This is a genomic window from Serratia sp. T13T92 (genome assembly GCF_047530105.1).
Classification (GTDB): Bacteria; Pseudomonadota; Gammaproteobacteria; order Enterobacterales; family Enterobacteriaceae; genus Chania; species Chania fonticola.
Genome location: NZ_JBLJAK010000030.1, coordinates 34,865 through 56,186, shown reverse-complemented (window position 1 = coordinate 56,186; position 21,322 = coordinate 34,865). Strand labels below are relative to the sequence as shown.

At 55.8% G+C, this 21,322-nt stretch carries 17 protein-coding genes; 7 read left to right on the top strand and 10 right to left on the bottom strand.

What is annotated here, in order from left to right; all coding sequences use genetic code 11:
* The first annotated feature begins 31 nt into the window (after positions 1 to 31).
* From ACMV5I_RS21585 to ACMV5I_RS21575, 3 genes are all read left to right on the top strand, one after another.
* Positions 32 to 1,228 carry a fimbrial protein gene (locus tag ACMV5I_RS21585; protein WP_414825230.1) on the top strand — a complete coding sequence of 399 codons (1,197 nt, stop codon included), beginning with the start codon at positions 32 to 34 and terminating at the stop codon, positions 1,226 to 1,228.
* A gap of 122 nt (positions 1,229 to 1,350) precedes the next feature.
* Positions 1,351 to 2,535 carry a fimbrial protein gene (locus ACMV5I_RS21580; protein ID WP_414825229.1) on the top strand — a complete coding sequence of 395 codons (1,185 nt, stop codon included), beginning with the start codon at positions 1,351 to 1,353 and terminating at the stop codon, positions 2,533 to 2,535.
* Positions 2,536 to 2,658: 123 nt separating this feature from the next.
* Positions 2,659 to 3,237 (top strand): helix-turn-helix transcriptional regulator, encoded by a 579-nt coding sequence (locus ACMV5I_RS21575; RefSeq protein WP_414825228.1) that lies wholly within the window; start codon positions 2,659 to 2,661, stop codon positions 3,235 to 3,237.
* A gap of 45 nt (positions 3,238 to 3,282) precedes the next feature.
* Here ACMV5I_RS21575 and ACMV5I_RS21570 read toward each other — a convergent pair whose 3' ends face one another.
* The 3 genes from ACMV5I_RS21570 to ACMV5I_RS21560 all read right to left on the bottom strand — a co-directional run bounded on the left by ACMV5I_RS21570 (position 3,283) and on the right by ACMV5I_RS21560 (position 6,137).
* A complete protein-coding gene (locus ACMV5I_RS21570; RefSeq protein ID WP_202671576.1) occupies positions 3,283 to 4,737 on the bottom strand; it encodes an alpha/beta hydrolase in 1,455 nt (484 codons plus the stop codon).
* A 148-nt stretch (positions 4,738 to 4,885) separates the two neighbouring features.
* A complete protein-coding gene (locus ACMV5I_RS21565) occupies positions 4,886 to 5,353 on the bottom strand; it encodes a glycine zipper 2TM domain-containing protein (protein ID WP_024484153.1) in 468 nt (155 codons plus the stop codon).
* A gap of 331 nt (positions 5,354 to 5,684) precedes the next feature.
* A complete protein-coding gene (locus ACMV5I_RS21560) occupies positions 5,685 to 6,137 on the bottom strand; it encodes a periplasmic heavy metal sensor (protein ID WP_414825227.1) in 453 nt (150 codons plus the stop codon).
* A 153-nt stretch (positions 6,138 to 6,290) separates the two neighbouring features.
* Between ACMV5I_RS21560 and ACMV5I_RS21555 the strand changes: the two genes are divergently transcribed.
* From ACMV5I_RS21555 to ACMV5I_RS21545, 3 genes are read left to right on the top strand one after another with little or no spacing between them, the layout of a single operon-like run.
* Positions 6,291 to 6,464, top strand: coding sequence for a hypothetical protein (locus ACMV5I_RS21555; RefSeq protein ID WP_158645280.1), 174 nt, complete (start codon positions 6,291 to 6,293; stop codon positions 6,462 to 6,464).
* Positions 6,454 to 8,226 (top strand): ATP-binding protein, encoded by a 1,773-nt coding sequence (locus ACMV5I_RS21550; RefSeq protein WP_414825226.1) that lies wholly within the window; start codon positions 6,454 to 6,456, stop codon positions 8,224 to 8,226. The genes ACMV5I_RS21555 and ACMV5I_RS21550 overlap by 11 nt, the downstream gene beginning before the upstream one ends.
* A complete protein-coding gene (locus ACMV5I_RS21545) occupies positions 8,213 to 9,556 on the top strand; it encodes a sigma 54-interacting transcriptional regulator (protein WP_414825225.1) in 1,344 nt (447 codons plus the stop codon). The genes ACMV5I_RS21550 and ACMV5I_RS21545 overlap by 14 nt, the downstream gene beginning before the upstream one ends.
* A gap of 164 nt (positions 9,557 to 9,720) precedes the next feature.
* On the opposite strand, the gene ACMV5I_RS21540 is transcribed toward ACMV5I_RS21545, so the two are convergent.
* From ACMV5I_RS21540 to ACMV5I_RS21525, 4 genes are all read right to left on the bottom strand, one after another.
* Positions 9,721 to 11,052, bottom strand: a complete 1,332-nt coding sequence (locus tag ACMV5I_RS21540; protein WP_414825224.1) for a c-type cytochrome — start codon at positions 11,050 to 11,052, stop codon at positions 9,721 to 9,723.
* A 6-nt stretch (positions 11,053 to 11,058) separates the two neighbouring features.
* The gene (locus ACMV5I_RS21535) at positions 11,059 to 13,329 is read right to left on the bottom strand and encodes a molybdopterin cofactor-binding domain-containing protein (protein WP_414825223.1); all 2,271 of its coding nucleotides are present in this window, start codon (positions 13,327 to 13,329) and stop codon (positions 11,059 to 11,061) included.
* A complete protein-coding gene (locus ACMV5I_RS21530; protein WP_121608794.1) occupies positions 13,326 to 13,799 on the bottom strand; it encodes a (2Fe-2S)-binding protein in 474 nt (157 codons plus the stop codon). Before ACMV5I_RS21530 ends, ACMV5I_RS21535 begins: the two co-directional genes overlap by 4 nt.
* A gap of 201 nt (positions 13,800 to 14,000) precedes the next feature.
* Positions 14,001 to 14,738 (bottom strand): carbonic anhydrase, encoded by a 738-nt coding sequence (locus ACMV5I_RS21525; RefSeq protein ID WP_202671583.1) that lies wholly within the window; start codon positions 14,736 to 14,738, stop codon positions 14,001 to 14,003.
* Positions 14,739 to 15,005: 267 nt separating this feature from the next.
* On the opposite strand from ACMV5I_RS21525, the gene mltB reads away from it, so the two are divergent.
* On the top strand, positions 15,006 to 16,085 hold the full coding sequence (gene mltB, locus ACMV5I_RS21520; protein ID WP_121608795.1) for a lytic murein transglycosylase B: 1,080 nt from the start codon (positions 15,006 to 15,008) through the stop codon (positions 16,083 to 16,085).
* Between the two features lie 349 nt (positions 16,086 to 16,434).
* On the opposite strand, the gene ACMV5I_RS21515 is transcribed toward mltB, so the two are convergent.
* The 3 genes from ACMV5I_RS21515 to ACMV5I_RS21505 are packed head-to-tail and all read right to left on the bottom strand — an operon-like array spanning position 16,435 to position 21,177.
* On the bottom strand, positions 16,435 to 17,604 hold the full coding sequence (locus ACMV5I_RS21515) for an HlyD family type I secretion periplasmic adaptor subunit (RefSeq protein WP_414825222.1): 1,170 nt from the start codon (positions 17,602 to 17,604) through the stop codon (positions 16,435 to 16,437).
* Between the two features lie 10 nt (positions 17,605 to 17,614).
* Positions 17,615 to 19,753 carry a type I secretion system permease/ATPase gene (locus tag ACMV5I_RS21510; RefSeq protein ID WP_024484161.1) on the bottom strand — a complete coding sequence of 713 codons (2,139 nt, stop codon included), beginning with the start codon at positions 19,751 to 19,753 and terminating at the stop codon, positions 17,615 to 17,617.
* A gap of 26 nt (positions 19,754 to 19,779) precedes the next feature.
* Complete coding sequence (locus ACMV5I_RS21505; RefSeq protein WP_414825221.1) at positions 19,780 to 21,177, bottom strand: TolC family outer membrane protein; 1,398 nt, start codon at positions 21,175 to 21,177, stop codon at positions 19,780 to 19,782.
* Between the last annotated feature and the right edge of the window lie 145 nt (positions 21,178 to 21,322).

The window sequence follows — 21,322 nt, the reverse complement described above, 5'->3', positions numbered from 1 at the left end:
TATCGCCTGCCAGAAAGAGGGTTAATGAAAGATGAAATTATCAATAAATAAAGTGTCGGGTCTGCTCGGCGGTATTTTATTAAGCGTTACCAGCGTCAATAGTTGGGCTGTGGCGAATTGTTCGTTTCCGGCTGGCTCAACTCAGACTGAAACGGTGCCGTTGAGCCCGCCGGTGATTTCTGCCGGGGCCGATATTCCCGTGGGGACAGTGCTTTATCAAGGCAGCTGGTTGATGAAAAATACCATTATGGAATGCCAGTGGGCACAGGCCGATGTAGGTAAATCATTTTGGTACAGTAACTCAACGCTGATTAGCAATGCTCCGTTGCCTCTCAGCAACTTGGCGACCGGCCCGTTTGCGGGGGCGGTCTATCAGACGAATATTCCAGGGATTGGCGTGGTGATTTCACGCTCCCCTGATGGCAATCCGATAATACCTAATAGGCCTGCAGTGACCACCGATGCAGAGAACCCTATCAGGCAGGTTGGCAATGAATTAGGTGGAGCCTTGAATTTTGCTGGTTCGACACGTTATGTCTCGCTCATTAAAACAGGGCCGATCACGCCCGGCAGCTTTTCCTTGAGCGGGGCAAATCTCCCGAGTATCAAGACAGCGCTTGAACCACCGGTAAATAGCCATCCTGGTTCCGTTGCCGTCACCGGGCTGCCGTTTACTTTTTATAATATCAATTTCCAGGGAACCCTGACGATCTCTACGCAAACCTGCACCACTCCGGTGGTTGCTGTTTACATGGGAGCTTATGACATTAATGAATATTTGGGCCGAGTGGGAGCGGCAACACCTTGGATTGATGCGTCTATCAATCTGACCAACTGCCCGACATTTCACGGTTTTTATAATGCGACCAATACTACGTCACTGATGAATTACAACACGGGATTGGCGACGGTTTCCAATGCACTAAATAACAATATTGGTGTGAGATTAACCCCGACAACGTCGGTGATTGATGCGACCAATGGGGTGATGGCTATTGATTCTACGGTATCTGGCGCGGCTTCAGGCGTAGGCATCCAGATTGGCTGGGGTGAAAAAAGCCAAGCGCCGACGCTGTTTAATTTTGCCGCAGAGCAAACGGTCACACTGCCGAAAGATGGCAGCCCAACCATTCGCATCCCTCTGTCTGCCCGTTATATTCAAACGGCTGCGAACCCTACGCCGGGTCAGGCGAATGGCAAAGTGACGTTTACGATTAACTACTATTGAGCAACAACAAATTCGCCTCTCGGATAAATAAAGACGGTTGACCCTAGTTAGCGCAGCCACTAAATCCAACTTTATTCTTTCTGTCATGGCCTACATAGAATATGAGAAGGAAGATGTTACTCATGAAAAGATCGATAAATAAAGTATCAGATTTGCTGATGGGTATAGTGCTAACGTTTGTCTCTTATCCTGGTTGGGCAATATTGACCGTAACACAAGGAAGCGCTCCGCAAACGGTCATCGTTCCCGTTAATCCACCGGTGATTTCGGCAGGTGTAGACGTACCCGTGGGGACGGTGATTTATCAGGCAAGCCTGATTATGAAAGATACCTATGCTGAGACAAAATGGGTGACCGCCGATATTGGAAAATACCTGTATTATGCGACATCATTGAATTTGATCACTACGCCAAAGCCTCTCTCTGGCCTGACAACCGGACCTTATGCTAATGGGGTCTATGAGACCGGTATACCCGGTATCGGTGTGGCGATTATAACCGGCGTGTCAAATAGAGCGCTAACCACAACCAAACTTTATGCTGAGGGGCAGAATTTATTAGACTCATCATTAGGTTTGAGGATTACCGGAGCAGGTGCAAGCTCACCGAGAGCTGTCGTACTGGTTAAAACCGGTCCTATTGTACCAGGAAGTTACACTATCAGTGCTGCCAATTTCCCTACCGCTCGCGAGGGGATGGAAGTTTCGCAAACCAGCCACACTAACGCCGCAACAATCAGTGGGTTGCCATTGTATTATTGGATCTTCAGTTTCCAAGGCAATATAACCATATCTGCGCAAACCTGCACCACACCAGACGTTACCGTTAACTTGGGGAGTTATGATATAGCTGAACATTTTAGCACGTCGAATGCGACCACGCCTTGGGTTGATGCCTCCATTAACCTGACTAACTGCCCTACATTCCACGGCTTTTATAATTCGACTAACGCACCGCTATTAATGAATTACAATACCGGGAGCAGTACCAGCACCATCTCGCTAAATAACAGCGTAGGCGTACGCCTAACGCCAACGACCACGGCGCTGGATGCCACCAATGGCATTATGGCTATCGACTCGACGGTATCCGGAGCGGCATCGGGCGTCGGGATACAGCTGGGTTGGGGGGAGAGTGCCCAAACGCCGACGCTGTTTAACTTCTCGGCAGAACAGAGCGTCACATTACCGAAAGACGGAAGCTCAACCATTCGTATCCCCTTGGCTGCCCGCTATATTAAAACGGCTGCAACACCGACGCCAGGCAAGGCGAATGGCAAAGTGGTATTTACCATTAACTATTATTGAGTTGTGGCCTGTAGATAGCATAACTCATGACTATGCAAACGTTCCACTCGCCATATTTGGGCCTCGATTTGCTGTGGCAGCGATGAGGTGGAGATTTATTTTTTATAAAGGAATGCCATTAATATGCCTGGGAAAATTAATATAATTACCGATAACTACTATTTTTTTGTTGGGCTCAAGGCGTATTTGCATGCCGAGGGTAGAGTGATTAACCAAATGGCACTCAATGAACTGAAAAACACCAGCACCAGTAGCTTTGGCAAAGAAGATGTGCTGGTTTTTCATATGTTGAATTCAATCAGTGAGATGTCGTTCTTGATTGCGGTTGCTAAATTCCCGGGGAAAATAATTTTTTTGCCACGTGAAATGAAAATAAAATTCAACCTGGATTTTGGGCGGAATATTGCCTTTGCAGAGGATGCTGATGTAGACGCGGTGTTCAATGAGTTAGTCAAGATAGTCGGTGGGGAGCTTCCCGTAGCGACTTTTCTCCAGGATAGCTTAACCCGCAGAGAGAAGGCCGTACTGCTGTCTATGATCGATGGCATGAATATGCAGGCCATCGGCCACAGTTTACGTATCTCAACCAAAACCGTGTATACCCACCGGCGTAATGCCTTGCAAAAGCTGGGGGTGCGCAACCTGTTTCAGGCGTGCCCCATAAAAACCAGCGTGCTCAATTCGGCTATTTTTGCCAGTTGAAAACACGGCCAGCGCCCAGGGGGCACTGGCCGTGGTTAACCGACCTTATTTCGTTGGTGCCGGGCCGATGTTGTCATCGATACGCTTGAGCATATAAGGGAAGAACGGGTTTGAGGACAGACGCATCAGTGAGTCCAGCCCGACCACAAGCACCGCCCGCTCGCCACGTGCGGCAAAGGTCCCCAAGCTGATGCCGTATTGATTGCGCGGTTCTGGGTAACGCCCGTACAGGGAATCACTCAGCGGGAACGGCAAGGCGACGTGCGACAGCGAGAAGATATCCGGCAAGTAGGTGATACCGAGCGGATCCGTGGTCTCTGCCGTTTGTCCTGCGACGATGGTACGTGCCTCAGTATCCGTGGTTTCTGGCGTAACGTTAGTGACGATGGTGGCCGTATAGTTACGCGGTGCCGGTGGCAGCAGCCGCGGCAGCGCGGTATAGGATGAACTTCTGAGTAACGGCCCAAACGCCACCGCCTGGTTTAAATCAAATAACACCACCTCACTGCCGTTGGCTGGCAGGTGGTTATACAGGGCGGTGATCACCGCGCGGGTACTGACGGTAGAATCCATCACCGATTGGAACGTCAGGATCGGCGGCAATTCGCCCATTTTGCCGTTGCGCGAATCGGCGGCAATCTGCTTTTGCAATGCCTGGGTTAGCTGGAAGGACTGGCGTGCCGCATTCACCGGGAACGAATTGTATTTGAACGGGTTAAACTCTGGCACGATCCCCAACCACGCTGCTTTGGCAAACGCAGGGAAGATGGCTGGCCAACCGGCAATACCGGCAAAACGGGCAAAGCTGGTGACGCCAATCATCGGCGAAATCAGCACCACGCGTTGGGGTTTCGTCAGCCGAGGGTCATCCAACGCATCTAACGTGTATTTCATCGCCAATGCGCCGCCGTTGGAGAAGCCAACGATATGCAGCGGTACGTCGTCACCCGCCAGGCGTTTGGCTTCACGGATCGCCAGCCGTGTCGCGGCCATCCAATCCTGCCAGTCTACGTCGGTCAACGCACCCGGTACGGTGCCGTGCGCCGGTAAACGAATACCGACCGCCACATAACCATATTCACGGTAATTATCCGCGATATGCCGCAGGCTGTAAGGGGTATCGGTCAAACCATGTAACAGCACCACGGCGCCTTTCGGTTTGCCGTCCGGCATCATGATGTAGGAGCGGTTCCAGTCGGTGGGAAACTTTTCGGGATAGATTGGGCTGTCGGCATAGTAGCGGTTCAACGAGGTTTGTTGGCTGCTGTCCAGCTTGTCGGTCACATTCTGGCGGACCTCTTTGAAAATGGCGTCCTCGGCAGTCAGATAATCCGCCCAACTGGCCTTATCGATCTCATCGGCGCGCATTTCATTTGGGACAAAGGTATGCCAAAGCTCTAACGATGGCCCACGCTGAGTATCATAAACTCGCATGCCTAGCGCACCGACGATTAACACCACCAGCAGCAGGGCAATGCGTTTAATCCATTTGATAAACATCAGGTTTAACTCCGTTTTTTATTGTAATGGCCGAGCCGGAAAACTCGCTATTATCCCGCAAGGGGAGTTCGTCCCTGAATTCTGTATCCTATCAGCAAGGGGGCCATGTTGCGGCCTGACACCTAAACCGTGAAGCAACTTGTTCCCTTTAGCGTGGTGATACGGTGGTGGTGCTGCCATTGGTCACCAGAGCGACGCGCTGCCCGTTATGGAACTGGGTTGAGCCCTGTGCCTGAACGACCACGATATTCACGCCATCATCCCGGCGCACTTCCAGTTCCACCCCGGCGCTGCGGTTCATGGCGCTTTGGATCCCTGAGCCAGCAGCTGCGCCCCCCACGGCACCCGCCGCCGTTGCCAGGCTGCGTCCTGAGCCGCCACCCACGGTATTACCCAGGAAGCCACCGACCACGGCCCCACCAATAGCCCCAGCGGCGTTGGTGCCATCACCACCCTGGATGGTTACCGGACGCACGGAGACCAGCGTGCCATAAGTGACGAAGTTGGCCTGCCTGGCCTGTGCTGCTGTAAAGGTATCGCCGGAAGCGGTGCGATTAGCGTTACATCCGCTCAGAACGGCGGCAGCAAGAGCGACAACAATGATTGTTTTATTCATGAGAAAACTCCGAGCAAGTTAAGTGCGCAAAGAGACAGTCGTTGTCTCATGCAAATAAGTATGGCAGGAACTTGATTTTATTCAGGTGGTACAACAAAAAATTATATTCGGGCGTAAGAATAGAGATTGAGAGTTTTAGTATGTTGTTTTGCGTCAATTTTCCAAGAATATTCTCATTAATAAGTCTTAAATCAGTCTTATTAATTGTTCTTTAGGGGGGAATGAATAGCGGGGTGACAGCCTGAGCGATTCTGGAATGGCGAAGAGTTGGCGGGAGAAACCAGAACAGGTCTGGTGTTCTCCCGATTTTATCTGAGGGTAATGTCAGGGCTTAACGGCAGCCGCGTCCGCCGTGCATCCCCGCTCCGCCCATCCCATGGCCCATCACTGGCACACCGGCCTTGGCCAAATCGGTATCCAGCGCCACGCGTTGTTGGTACAGACTGTCACGCAATGCGGTAACTTCTTTGCTCACGGCTAAGACTTTTTGTTCATCCAAAGGTTTGCTGGTCAGCAGCGCCTGATATTCGTATTGCTTGGACATCAGCTGTTGGCGCAGATCGGCGGTTTTCGACTGGAACTCATCAAAGGCTTTCTGGCTGACGGCTTGCTGTTCAGGCGTCAAGTTCGCGCGGTTACCGTGCTGATAACCCATCCCCTGATGAGTTCCCTGCGCATTGGACATGTTTGCGTGGTAACCATTTTGCGCCAACGCGGTAGTGCTAACACCGGCCAGCAAGGCAACGGAGATAATGGCGGCGAAGGTGGTTTTAGTTAGCGTCATGATTGATTTCCTTTTGTTTAGGGTTCATGGATTCCATTTCTTTAGTTGCAACCCGCGTGCCAGCTTCAGGCTGGCATGGGAATTGTATAGATCCAGGATCGCCGTTAGGGCTTGGCTATCTCAGCCAACGGGCGCCAGCCAAGGAACTCCAGCATGCAGCGCGTTAAGTTTATGACAGTAATAAAAATAACTGAGGGTGGAGGATGGCCGTTGGCTGGTCGCAATCCAGAGATAAAGTGGGTTATTTTTACTCGCCATACTGATAGTGTGGGTAATAATTACCCGCACGCTGGCGTGCCGGTTGCAGAGGAAGCCAATGGAATTTAAAACCAAATCGACGCTCTTACCTGCCTGGATTGCGATCGCCGCGGTCGCGTTACTGCTTGGCATTATCATCACGCTGGCCATTAAAGATCTGCAGCGTGGGCGTGAGGTGGAGATCCAAACGCTACGAGAGAAAAGCGCGGTGTTGATGAGTTCATTTGAATCTGGTGCTCGTACCGGTATGGGCATGCGCTGGCGTCACGATCAGCGTCAAACCCTGTTGGAGGAGATGGCCTATCAGCCAAACGTGCTGTACATCGCCATTACCGATCGTTCTGGCCGCATCCTGGCGCACAGCGATCCACAACGCGTTGGCCAGCAGCTGTATAGCCCGGAACAGATGGATGAGCTGAAGGTCTCCAGCGAAGCACAGTGGCATATGACGACCTTTGATGATCCGCAGGCTCAGCAGCAGACTGCTTTCGAAGCCTACCGTTGGTTTAAGCCGCTCAAGCGCGGTAGCGGCCACTCTGGCCATATGATGAACCGATCGCGTATGCAGGAGGCTGCCGAGCCTCAGGATGATGAGCAGGCCGTTATTTTTGCGGCGTTAGACACCGTCGCGCTGGATGCCGCCCAGGCAAAGGATATGCGCAACACCTCGATTTTGCTGTCCATCCTGCTATTGCTGGCGTTAGCCAGTTTGTTGGCGCTGTTCTGGGGGCGGCGTTATCAACGCTCCAGCCAGCAGTTGCAGGACTCAAGGGCCTTCTCCAGCGAAATTATCAGTAACTTGCCGATGGGCTTGATCACCACCAATGATCAGCACCAGATCCGGGTGGTTAACCATGCGGCAGAAGTGATGCTGGGTTGTAGCGCCGCCGAGCTGTTTGGCCAGCCTAGCCATCAGGCGCTGCCAGCCGAATGGCAGCAACTGGCGCAGAAAAGTAGCCACGGCCAGCCGATTATCGAACAGGATATTGACCATCGTCTGGCTGGTGGGCAGAGCCTGCCGTTGAGCCTCAGCGTGGCGAATATTGTTAATCACAGCGGCCATTTTCTGGGTAACGTATTTATCTTCCGCGATATGCGGGAAATTCGCCAACTGCAAGAGGAGATCCGCCGCAAAGAAAAACTGGCGGCTATCGGCGATTTAGCGGCTGGCGTGGCCCACGAGATCCGCAACCCGCTTTCCTCCATTAAAGGCTTCGCCAAGTATTTTGCCGACCGCTCGCCTGCGGGTAGCGAACAGCATGAACTGGCCAAGGTGATGGCGAAAGAGGTCGATCGTCTCAACCGGGTGATCACCGAGTTACTGGCGCTGGTGCGCCCTGCCGATCTGCGTTTGCAGCGGGTGGCGATTAACGAGGTGATCGAACATTCGCTGCACCTGATCCGTCAGGATGCAGAGAGTAAAAATATCGTCCTCCGCTCCCGTTGTGATGAAGCTTTGCCGCTGGTGGAGATCGATCCCGATCGCCTCACTCAGGTGTTGTTGAATCTGTATCTCAATGCCATCCAGGCGATTGGCTCGGATGGCGTACTCGAGGTTGACGTTGAAGCGACCAAGGAGGGGGCGATGCGCATTACCGTCTGCGACTCGGGTGCTGGTATCCCACCTGACGAGCTTGGAAAAATCTTTAACCCTTACTTCACCACCAAGGCGGCGGGGACTGGCCTGGGCCTGACTATGGTGCAGAAAGTGATCGAGGAGCACCAGGGGACGATCGCCGTTACCAGTTGCCAACCAACGGGCACCCGATTTGAAATAGTGATCCCGCTCAGGCACAACAATCAACAAGGGGAGGCTCATGCAGACGTCTAATGCACATATTTTGCTGGTTGAGGACGATCTCAGCCACTGCACCATCCTCCAGGCGCTTATTAGCGGCTGGGGCTACCGGGTCAGCGTGGCGCATAACGGTCGACAAGCGTTGGAGCAGGTCAGGGCACAGCCGTTCGATCTGATCCTCAGCGACGTGCGAATGGCGGAAATGGACGGCATCGCGGCGCTGAAGGCCATCAAAAGCTATAACCCGGCGATCCCGATCCTGATCATGACCGCCTACTCCAACGTGGAGTCTGCCGTTGAAGCGATTAAGGCGGGGGCTTATGACTATCTGACCAAGCCTCTCGATTTCGATACGTTGCAGCTCACATTGGCACGCGCGCTGGAGCATACCTCGTTAAAAAGCGAGAACCAGGATCTGAAGCAGCGTTTGCGGTTCGATCAGCAAAATTTTATTGGCCGCAGTGAACCGATGCGCAAGCTGCTGGAAATGATCGCCATGATCGCCCCTTCTGATGCGACAGTGTTGATCAGTGGCGAATCAGGCACCGGCAAGGAACTGATAGCTAGAGCCGTGCACGCCAATAGCCTGCGCAAGGAGCGGCCATTGGTGAGCATCAACTGCGCCGCCTTGAGCGAATCTCTGCTGGAGTCGGAGCTGTTCGGTCATGAGAAAGGGGCATTTACCGGTGCCGATAAACGCCGGGAAGGGCGTTTTATGGAGGCCGATCAGGGTACGCTGTTCCTGGACGAGATTGGAGAAGTCTCGCCGTTGATGCAGGCAAAATTACTGCGGGCAATCCAGGAGCAGGAGATCCAGCGGGTGGGCAGTAATCAGACCCTGTCGGTGGATGTACGCCTGATCGCAGCGACCAACCGGGATCTGTTGGCGGACGTGGAGGCTGGCAGGTTCCGCCAGGATCTCTACTATCGGCTGAACGTGGTGACGGTGGACAGCCCGCCGCTGAGGGCGCGCCGCGAAGACATTCCCCTGTTGGCGATGCACTTTCTTGCCAAATTTGCCGAGCGTAACCGTAAGCCGGTTAAGGGATTCACCCCGTTGGCGATGGATATGCTGCTGAAATACCCCTGGCCGGGCAATGTGAGGGAGTTGGAAAACAGCGTTGAGCGCGGGGTGATCCTGCTGAGTGGGGACTTTATCAGTGAAAAAGAGCTGCCGCTGAGCATTAGCCAGTGTGTTGATGTGCAGCCGGATCGCCAATGTGGGCAAGCGATCCAGCCGTTGGAGCAGGTAGAGAAACAGGCGATTTTGGCGGCGCTGGAACAAACCGCCGGTAACAAGACCGAGGCGGCCAAACAGCTGGGCATTACCCGTAAAACGCTGTTGGCCAAGTTACAGAAGTAGCTTCTGGCTTTCGTTCACACCCCTCACCCTAACCCTCTCCCACAGGGAGAGGGGACCGATCGAGTGGGGCTGAAAGTGTAGTAATTCTTAATAAGCACCGGTGGTTGAAGGGACAATCAAAGGTTGCTGATATAACCTCCGTTCTTCCAAAAGAGCAGGGGCTATCAGCTCCCTCTCCCTGTGGGAGAGGGTTGGGGTGAGGGGTCAGTCTCCGCGCGTAGTTCAGCCACCCGTTGTTGCAAATCAGGCCACGGTTTTTGCTTGGTAAAGTCCTGCCGTAGATACTGCAGCAGCGCAGCGATTTGCTCGTCGTTGAGGTTATAACGGAACGCAGGCATATAGCCCAATTCGCCTTTGGCCGGATGCTGGATACCGGAAAGCACCACGCGGATGGCATTATCCGGGCTGTCGCTATACAGGTTGCTGTTCAGGGCCAGGGAAGGGCGTACGCCCTGCATCTGCGCGCCTTTCTCCTGAGAGTGACAAGCCATACAGGCACCGGAGAAAATCCGCGATCCCTGCGAAGTCAGCGGCTCAACCCTTTGCTCCGCCAGCCGGTTAATCTCTGTGGCTTTACCGGGGGGGCTTTCATCCTGAGGATGGAAAGAATGCAGATAGGTAGTAATGGCCTGCAAATCCTCTGGTGGCAGTTGAGAAAGACCTTCCTCGATCACCGGCGCCATCGGCCCTGCAGCCACACCGTGGTTAGCGGAGTAGCCGGTTTGCATAAAGGTCAGCAGATCCTGCTGGCTCCAGGCCAGCGGCAACTGAGGATTAGCGGTCAGGGCCGGAGCGGTCCAGCCTTCTGCGACACCGCCGCTCAAGTGTTTGCTGCCCCCTTGCTCGCCAAACAGGAAGTTTCGTGGCGAATGGCAGGCGCTGCAATGGCCCAACCCCTCCGTCAGATAGGCCCCCCGATTCCACTCTTTACTCTGGCTGGCGTCTGGCTGCATGGCACCGGGCGTCAGATAGAGCCAGTTCCAGGTCACGATCCCCTGACGGATATTGAACGGGAAATGCAATGAGGTTTTCGGCGGCTGGTAGTGCACCGCTGGCTGCGTCATCAGGTAGGCGTACAGTGCCTTGAGATCTTCGTCACTGGTGCGCGTAAATGCGGTATAGGGGAAAGCCGGGTAGAGGTAATTGCCCTGGCGATCGACCCCGTGTCGCATGGCGCGCTCAAAGGCGGGATAGGACCATCCGCCAATCCCCGTTTCCAGGTCGGGCGTAATATTGCTGGTATAGATGGTACCGAACGGGATTTCCATTGCCAGCCCGCCGGTATTGCGTTCGCCACCGGGGCGCGTGTGGCAAACCGCACAATCACCAACGGCGGCCAGACGCTCACCTTTTTCAATCTGCGCCTGGCTGAAGGTATGGGTATCCAGACGATCGATTTGCACCATTTCTGGCTGCCAGGTGGCAATCGCCCCCACGGCGACGATGATGGCAACGGCCAGCGCGCCCAGCCCGGCGATTTTCTTTATCTTGTGCATAATGTGTTACCCGTTTGCATGGCTGGAAGAGGTGGCAGTAGCTAAAGCCTTCAGGATCCGTTCCGGGGTGAAGGGGACTTCGCGCAGCCTGACGCCCAGCGCATCAAATAACGCATTGGCGATGGCGGCAGCGCTCGGTACGGACGCGGATTCCCCTGCTCCCATCGGCGGCTCATGCGGGTTATCCAGCAGTTGGATATCCACCTCTGGCAGTTCGTCAAACCGCAGCAAGGGGTAACCGCCCCAATCCAGTGAGGTCACACCGCTGCTGTCAAAAGTGACAAACTCTTTCAGGACCCGGCTGGCCGACTGGATGATGTTGCCATGCACCTGATGGCGCACCCCGGCCGGATTGACGATTTGCCCGCAGTCGTGGGCCACGTAGATCTTGTTCAGTTTGATCTGCCCGTTGCGGCGATTAACACTGAGATCGCAGACCCAGGCTGCCCAGGCGGCACCAAACCCGGGGAATTTGCTGTGGAAGTAACGGGCATAGGCGAAACCTCGGCCATTGACCACCTCTTGATCCTCGGCCACCGGATTACGATGGGCGGGGCCATCCTGCCAGTTGGCCTGTTTTTTCAGCGCGTGGATCAACGTAATGGCGCGCGGATCGGTTAAATATTGCAGCCGATAGGCGATCGGATCCTGTTTGGCGAGGTAGGCCAATTCGTCGATCCAGCTTTCATGGGCAAACACGTTCGGCAGCGCCGACACGCCACGCATCCAGGAAGCCCGCACGATGGGGGCCGCATCTTCTGAAATCACCCGCATATGCGGATATTCATACTGCGGCACGGCGGTACGGTCCCCCATCTGCTGTACGTCTGGCCGATTGGCGACCTTGCCGGTTAATACCAGCGGCAGGGTGACGGCGTTGTTGGAGGGATAGCTGGTTCTCAGCTCGTAGGCGGCGACCTGATGATTGGCATCCAGCCCGCCACGTACGCGGATCAATTGCCCGGTACCTTTTGGCTCCCAACCGGCTTCCTGCTCGCGCATCAACTGCACCCGTACCGGCTTGCCGGTGGCATGTGACAGTAAGGCCGCATCTGCCGAAACGTCGTCGGCGCAGTTACGACCGTAGCAGCCGGAAGCTTCCATGCGGTTGATATGCACCTGCTCCGGCTCACGGCCAAGCAATTTAGCAATGTCTTTGCGCAGGTCGTGGGGGTTTTGCGTACCGGACCAGATTTCCACCTGATGCGCGTTTACCTCGGCCACGGCACAGGAAGGGCCGATAGAGGCATGTAAATGATATGGCCAGACGTAGTCGACATTGACCGGCGTTGCGACTGCGGCAAGGGCGTCGGTGGTGCCCGGATCGTCGCGCAGAATTCGCTCGGCTTTCGGCATGGCTTCCAGCGTAGCGTGCAGCTTGTCCAAAGATAGATCCGGTAACCCGGCCCAGGGCTGCCATTGCACCTTCAGTTGGCGCATGGCTGCGATCGCCTGTTCCTCACGCTCGGCCACGATACCGATAAAGTCATTGATGACCACCAGTTTGACAATACCGGGCAGGTGGGCGATAGAGCCCCGATCGACGGAGATCATCGCTTTTCCCAATGGCGCGCTGCTGTCTGCTCCGGCATAAGGCGGGCGCACTACCCGGCCATGTAACATGCTAGGTAGGCGCATATCGTGCACATAGGTCAGTTGGCCGCGAACCTTGGCCGGAATATCGACGCGCGCGACCGGTTTGCCCACATACTGGCCGCTTTGCGGGCTTTTCAGCACCACATTGCTGTCCAGCGGCAGATGCAGATCCTGCCCACGCGCCAGTTCGGCGTAGCTCAGGCGGGCTGAGGGGGCATCTGGGGCAAACACGAAGCCATTGGCGGTTGTCAGCTGTGCGGCCGGGCGCTTGAAGGCAAGAGCAGCCAGTTCCACCAGCAATTGCCGCACCTGCGCTGCCGCCTGACGCAAGGGAACCGAGGTTACCTGAATGGTGGCGCTGGCGATGGTTGGGCCTTGATCGGGCGTGCGATTGGTATCGCCCAGGATCAGCGTGACATCGTCGAAAGCCACGTCCAGCTCATCGGCGACAATCTGCGCCAGTGAGGTGCGTATGCCGGTGCCGAGATCGACGTGGCCGTTAAACGCGGTCACTTTGCCGTCGGCACTGAGGGCAATAAAGCTGCTGATACGGTCCAGGGGGATCGCTTTGCCTGCGGCGGCAGGGCTGCCTGCCAGCGCGTTGAAGGGTAACAGGCTGCTGACCATCACTACGCCACCCGCCTGCAGCAGGCGGCGACGGGTTATTTGCATTTCCATCATTGGGCACCGCGCTCGGCCAGTAGCCGCTTGGCCTGTTGCGCCGCAGCCAGAATTTCCAGATGAGTACCGCAACGGCACAGGTTGAAGGCTAATTCGTTTTTGATCTGTTGCTCGCTGGCTTCGGGATCGCGTTCAAACAGCGCCACCAGCGTCATAATCATGCCGTTGGTGCAGTAGCCACACTGTGCGGCCTGTTCATCGATAAAGCCCTGTTGCACCGGATGTAAATGGCCTTCCTGGCTTAGCCCTTCCAGCGTGGTGATCGCTTTCCCCTGGGCAGCAGAAAGCGGGGTGGAACAAGAGCGGGCCGCAACGCCGTCGATCAGTACGGTACAGGCACCGCATTCACCCAGGCCACAACCATATTTGGGGCCGTTGAGTTGTAGATCGTTGCGAAGGACATACAGCAGGGGAGTCTCTGGTGGGATATTGCTCAGTGCGACCAAACGGCCATTAACCTTAATTTCCATGTAAAACCCTATCCTTGATGAGTTTAATTTTTTGTGAATTCTATGTTGATGGCTGGAGGCTTGTTTGATCAAAAGAGGGATTTTCAATAATTAGCAGAATAATTATTGAAACAGGATGTGATGTAATGCATTGATACTCAAGAAGAGTTATAAGCAGCGGCGAGCCAATGCCCACCGCTGTTGTGAGGGGTTACCTAAGGGTTAAGCGAGAAACTCAACTTTGCCGCCGTCCAGGTGGTACATGCTGCCTACAATCTTGATTTTTCCTTCCTCTTCCAGTTTTTTCAGTACCGGGCTGTTTTTGCGGATATCGGCGATGGTCATCTCGACGTTGGTTTTGGCGACGGCATCGACAAATTCATAGTTGCTACCGCTGCGTTCGCCTTTAAATTCGGTCTTGTCGATGGCCGGTTTGATCTTGTTGAGCAGCCCGGTAAGGTTACCCAGCTCGACATTTTCGATGGCTCCTTTTACCGCACCGCAGGCGGTATGCCCCATCACCAGTACCACTTTGGCTCCGGCAGCGGCGCAGGCAAATTCCATGCTGCCCAGAATGTCGTCATTCTGGATATTACCGGCAACGCGCGCGTTAAAGGTTTCACCGATGCCGGTGTCCAGCAGGATCTCCGCCGGAGCGCGTGAGTCAATGCAGCTTAAAATGACTGCCGCCGGGAACTGCCCCTGAGCGCTGGCCTGCTTCTGGGCAACATAGTCATGCTGCTGCATTTTGCCTTCCCGAAAGCGCATATTACCTTGTTTAAAGCTGGCAATGATGTCGTCCGGCGTCATTTTATCGCGCTGTTCTTTGGTCATCGCGGCGGCAAAGGCCACTGAAGGCGCGGTGAAACCGGCTATGCCGGTCATGGCTAATACTGAAAGGGCTGCGGTACGTTTTAGCAGGGCACGGCGTGGCGGTTCTTGATCGGGGAGCTTACTCATATACGTTATTCCTCGTGTGCTGTTTTGGAGAGAAAACACGTTGATTGCGCCAGTTCCCAGGGGCAATGAAACAACCGGGCGTGGTGGCGTTGAACGGGTATCGCCTTGATAAAGGTAAGCACTAGTAAGTGTATATGTGTCCTTGCTTTTCAGCTGGGTATTTTGTGAACAAAATGAGGTCACCGGGGACCAGATTCCTGTTTGTTCGCGCCAGACAATGGCTTAACATAGCGACAACTATTTTTGCCTGGCCTATATGGATATCCGATGCGTCATCTGGTTACGCTTTTACCCCTGATCCCTTTGCTGGCTGCCTGTAGCAGCGAGCCTAAACCTACCGAGCAATTGGCTCCCCCAGAGAGCCTGGTGCAGAGTGGTTTTGTGCTTGAACCGGAGCATGCCATACATCCACTCGGCGGCGACTTTGCCAATAATCCGGCGACGGCGCGCTTTATCGACAAGATGGTGCAGGAGCACGGCTTTGAGCGCCAGCAGTTGCATGACGTACTGGCCCAGGCCAAACAGCTGGACTGGGTGGTGGCGCTGATGGATAAGCAGGCACCCGCGGGTAAGCCTGCGACGTCGCCAAACGGCGCCTGGATCCGCTATCGCAACAAGTTCCTGACGCCGGACAACGTGCAGAATGGGGTGGTGTTCTGGAATAAGTATGAGGCGGATCTCCAGCGCGCCTACCAGGTTTACGGCGTACCGCCAGAAATTATCGTGGGCATTATCGGGGTGGAAACCCGTTGGGGCCGAGTGATGGGCAAAACGCGCATTATCGATGCGTTGGCGACGTTGTCGTTTAACTACCCACGCCGTGCCGAGTACTTTAGCGGTGAATTAGCCACCTTCCTGCTGATGGCGCGCGCCGAAGGTGACGATCCGCTTTCCCTGCGCGGCTCCTACGCCGGTGCGATGGGCTATGGCCAGTTTATGCCTTCGTCGTTCAAGAGCTATGCGGTTGATTTCAACGGCGACGGCCATATCAACCTGTGGGATCCGGTGGATGCCATCGGCAGCGTAGCCAACTACTTCAAAGCTCATGGCTGGACGCGTGGGGCAACGGTGGCGGTGCCGGCTAATGGCCAGGCTCCTGGTTTAGAGACGGGTTTTAAAACCAACTATTCGGTCGCTACGCTGGCTGCTGCTGGGTTGACGCCGCAAGGCTCGTTGGAAGGGAATCAGCAGGTCAGCCTGCTGCGCCTGGATATGGGCAACCGTTATCAATATTGGTACGGTCTGCCGAACTTCTACACTATCACCCGCTATAACCACAGCGTGCATTATTCGATGGCGGTGTGGCAGTTGGGTGAAGCGGTGGGCAGGGCACGGCGCGGGCAGTGAGTTTTACTGATTTTGAGCGAATTTCAGGCGTAAAAAAACCCGATGGTGAATCGGGTTTTTTTACATTCTGGCGCTGAGTTGGTGGCTCTGGCCAGGATGAGAACATCATCATCTAACAACCCAATATTATTACCTTAAAGGTAATTTCGCAAATTAGGTGCTGAGTTCATCCCCTCACCCTAACCCTAACCCTCTCCCATAGGGAGAGGGGACCGAATGTGCTCACCATTGGCTGCTGTGATTAAATCTAACTCATTGTTAATTAAGTTATTTTATTTAGAGCTTTGTATTTGACTACAGCTCCGGGCTGCTCCCTCTCCCTGTGGGAGAGGGTTGGGGTGAGGGGTCATTAACGCTCGCGAAGTGACTCTTTCACCTTGTTCAGCGGTTTGATCAGGTAATCCAGCACGCTTTTCTGCCCGGTCTTGATCTCCACGCTGGCCACCATTCCCGGCACAATCGGGAACTTCTTGCCCGCCTTATTCATCAGCTCCGCCTGCTTGGTGCGCACGTAAACCCGGTAGTAATACTGGTCACGTTTGACCTCGTCCTGAATGGTATCCGGGGAAACGTTCTCCACCTCTCCATTCAGGTTGCCGTAGATCGAAGAGTCGTAGGCGGTTACTTTGACGGTGGCGGGCAGGCCAGGGCGGATATAGGCGATATCGCGTGGGTTGATGCGGGTTTCGATCAGCAACTGATCTTCCAATGGCACGATCTCCATCAGCTTGCCGCCTGGCTGCAACACGCCGCCCACGGTGGTCACCTGAATATCCTTCACGATCCCACGCACTGGCGAGACCATGGTGGCGCGATCCAACTGATCTTCCTTACCATTCACCAGCTCCAACTGGGCGTCCAGATCGGCGTTGTTTTTTACCTGCTCCTCACGCGCCCGCACGGCATACTGGTTAATTGCCTCGTCAATCTTGCCGCGCAGTTCGCTGACCTGTCGCCGCAGGCGGATCACTTCAACCTGACCGGCGGCCCCTTTGGCGACCAGCGGCTCGGTCATGCGTAACTCCTGCTGGACCAACTGCATCGACTGTTGCAGATTGCTGACGGTCTCATCGCGGTTGCGCTTGCGGGATTCATACAGCTGGCGTTCACGGGCCACCAGACTTGGTTCTTTCAACGTATCGGCGCTGAACTGCAGTGGCTCGCCGGTCAGCTCGGAACGCAGGCGTTCGGCGGAGGCGCGCAGGGTGCGCACGCGGGAAAAGGCCTCGCCATAGTTGGACTGGAAGCGTTTTACATCCAACTGCGCCAGTTTCTGGCCCTTGTTGACGATGTCCCCTTCGTGCACATACAGGTGATCGATAATCCCACCGTCCAGGCTCTCAATCAGCTGCGCCCGGCTTAAGGGCGTGACCTTGCCGGTGCCGACGGTGACCTCATCGAGTATGGCAAAATAGGCCGAGACCACAAACAGGATCATCCCCAGCAGCGTCAACCAAAGTACCGAGGAATGCCGCCGCCCCTGGCGAGCCAGATCGTCTTGCATGGTGATATTGCTCATTGCTCGCTCCTCATGCTACGCCCTGTTCTTTATTGATCGGCTTATTGGCTGCTTGCAGGATCTGATCCCGTGGCCCATCGGCCACCACGCGGCCGTTATCCAGCACCACGATGCGATCCACCAGCTTCAACAGCGCTGGCCGATGGGTGACCAGCACCAGCGTACGGCCGCTGAGCCAGCCGTGCATCTGGCGGATCACGTACTCTTCCAACTGTTCATCCATGGAGGCGGTAGGTTCATCCAGCAGCACGATTTGCGGGTTGCGCAGGATCATACGGCTCAGCAACACCATCTGGCGCTGGCCGCCGGACAGGCCGCGGCCTCCTTCATGAATAATGCGATCCAGGCTGGCGGCATCTTGTTGCACCAGGCTCAGTGCCCCCGAGATCCGCAGCGCCTGGAGCATTTCCGATTCGGTAGCATGGGGGTGGCCGAGCATCAGGTTCTGGCGCAGGCTGCCGAAGAACAGCCGCGACTCCTGCGAGAGAAAGCCCAGTTGGCGGCGCACATCGCTGGGATCGATATGGCTGATATCGACACCGTCGATGATCACCTTGCCCCGGGTGGCGCTGGCCTGGCCGGAAAGCAGCTTCAGCAGCGTCGATTTCCCCGCACCGACCTTGCCGAGGATCGCTACCCGTTCGCCGGGTTTGATCTCCAGATTATTGACGGTGATCGAGTTATCCCCTTTCTCCACGTCGTAGCTGTATTGCAGATTACGCAGCTGGAAATGGCCGCTGAGCACCGGGCAATGAGCCATCTTGCCCTCTTCCGGCTTGTCGAGCGGCTTCTTCAACAGATCGTCAAGGCCGGTCATGGCGGTTTTGGCGTGCTGCCAGCGTGAGAACACCATGGTCAACTGCATCAGCGGGGCGATGGTGCGTGAGGAAAGCAGGCTACAGGCCACCATGGTACCGGTAGTGATATCGCCAGCGAGCACCAGATAGCTGCCAAACACCAGCATCCCGGCATAGGTCAACTGCTGTACCGTTGAGGCCCAACCGCTGAGCCGAGCGCCCCACAGCCGCTGCTGCATACCGATGTTGGCGCTGACCGCGTGGGTCTGTTCCCATTGGCGCTGGAAGTAGGGCTCGGCTTGCAGTGCCTTGATATCTTCAACCCCTTCGATCGACTCAACCAGCACCGCGTTGCGCAGAGCGCTTTCCCGCATGCCTTCCTTCGCCAGCCTGGCCATCGGCCATTGCAGCAAGATGCCAGGAATGACGATCAGCGGGATTGCCAGCATCGGGATAAACACCAGCGGGCCGCCGACCAGCGCCATAATGGCGAGGAACAGCAGCACGAACGGCATATCCGCCGCCGCACCCACGGTGGTGGAGGTCAGCAATTCCCGTACCTGATCGATCTCCCGCAGCTGCGAGATAAACGAGCCGGTCGATTTTGGCCGCGCTTCGTTTTTGATTGCCAGGGCGCGGGCAAACAGCATGCCGGAGATCTTCAGGTCGATTTTCTTGCCCATCAGATCGGAGATCACGGTGCGCGACAGGCGGATGGCATACTCCAGCGCCGCCGCGATCAGCACCCCAAAGAACAGCACCCACAAGGTGGAGTAAGACTGAGCCGGAATAACCCGGTCATAGACCTGCATCGAAAACAGAATACCGGCGAGTGCCAGTACGTTGCTGATGATCGAGGCCAGCGAGATCTCGCCGATTTGCCGTTTCGCCCCGCGAAAATGTTGCCAGAACCAGTGTTTGCGGTAGGGCTGTACGAAGTCGTCGATACGCGCATCCTGCCCGCGCTCCGCCGCCCCCAGCAGCACAATGCTGCCTTGCCCTTTCAGCAGCAACTCCACCAACTCGGCCTCTCGTTGCACGTCGCCGCTGTCGTTGAGCCAGTACAGCGCCTTGCCTTCGCTGTCGAGGGATTCGATCACCATCAGGCCGCCGTCGTCGATCTCGATCAGGGCGGGTAGGATCTCGTTACGCCAGCGGACTTTCTCCCGCGGCTGCAAGCTGACGCTAAGCCCCATCAGGTGGCCCAGACGTTCCAGCCGGCGCGGGGCAGGCAGTTGTTCATACCAGCGCATTTGCTGGCGGACGGATTTGATATCGACAGCCAGACCGTAGCCGTTGGCCGCCCGGGCCATGGCTGCGATCCAGGCTTCGAGTGATGCAGGTTGTGACATAAGCGCTCCTGGCAAAATCATTCAGACTACAGCGACGGTAAGCTGTCGCCACTGGCTCGTTGGCGCTCGATACCCAACATATCCAATAAGTTGTCGACCGCGGAGGCGTAGCGCACCGCCGCGTCCCAGCCGTCGTACAGGGCGGTGACGCGTGAGGTTTCTGCCTGCAGTACGTCTTGTTCCACGCTGAGCAGGTCGTTCAGGCTGCGCTTGCTGAGCTTGTACTCGTCCTGGTAGACGCTGCGGGTATAGTCCGCGCTGCTCAGCTGTTGCGCTCCGGCCAGCTCCCGCTGCTGCGCACCGATCAGATCGGCATAGGCGGTGGAGGCTTTCTGGTTCATATCCAGCTTGGCGGCCTCGACCTGAGCCTGTGCCGCCTGGCGGTCGCCCTCGGCGGCATCGACCTTGGCATTGACCGCACCGCCCTGATAGATCGGTGCCTGCACGACGAGCTGCAGTTGATCGTTCCAGTATGATTGGGCGTCGTTGCCATCGCTCTCATAGCGGGTGCGGCCGGCCTGAACCGAGATGGTAGGCCAGTGCTGGGCCTCGGCCTGGCGAATGCGCTGGGTAGCGGCTTCCTGCTTGGCCTGGGCGCTGAGCACCGCATTGCTTTTTTGATAGGGCAGCGACTTGAGGGTGATTTTCTGTTGCAGCAGTTGCTGCGGCAGGTCCGGCAGTTTATCCGGCACGACGCCGGTCAATACGGTAAGTTGCGCCAGGGCCGAACGGTGTTGGGCGCGATACTGTTCCAGCGTGGCGTTCATCCCGGCGATGCGGGTTTGCGCCTGTAACACGTCGGATTGTGAACTGAGGCCAGCATTGGCCCGCAGCTCGGCAATTTCCTTGACCCGGTTCAGCGACACCAGGTTGCGCTCCGCCGCAATGCCCAAGTCCTGATAGCGTTTGACCTGTAGGTAAGCCTGCAGCGTTTGTTGGCCCACCTCGGTCATGGTTTGGTACAGCGTGTAGCGATAGGCGTCGGAGAGGTTATTTTGCTCCTCAATGCTGCCGCTGGTTTTGCCGAAGTCATACAGCAACTGGTTCAGGGTCACGCCTGCCGAGGCGTTGTTGTTCAAGGTACCGGAAGAGTCGGTCTGGCTGGATTTGCCAAAATTGCTGTTGAGGGCAATTTGCGGGAACCAGGCGCTTTGCGCCAGCGCCAGATCGGCTTTACCCACGTTAATCTGCGCCGAAGCCTGGGCGATCTGCGGGTTACGAGCAAAGGCTCGTAGGATCGCATCCTGTAACGTCAGCGTCATTACCGAACGTTCTGTTGGTGCGGCTTGCCAGTTAAATTCGACTTGCGGTGCGGCGAGAGTCTGACCAGTCAGCCCGCCTAATCCGCCCAAAAACAGTCCGATTGTGGCCGCACGCCGTAGCGTGAGCCGAGCTCCATCCATGCCATAAAGGTGTCTTTTCATTATCGCTACCACATCTATGCCGATAACTGCGCTTGGTTGCCGTTTCGGCTTTGTTATTGTGACGATCGTTAATTTCGGCGGCCCGTCTCCCGAACGGAACCGCCGCACTGCCTTGGCCTGAACTCTGTCATTCCCATGCCACTGG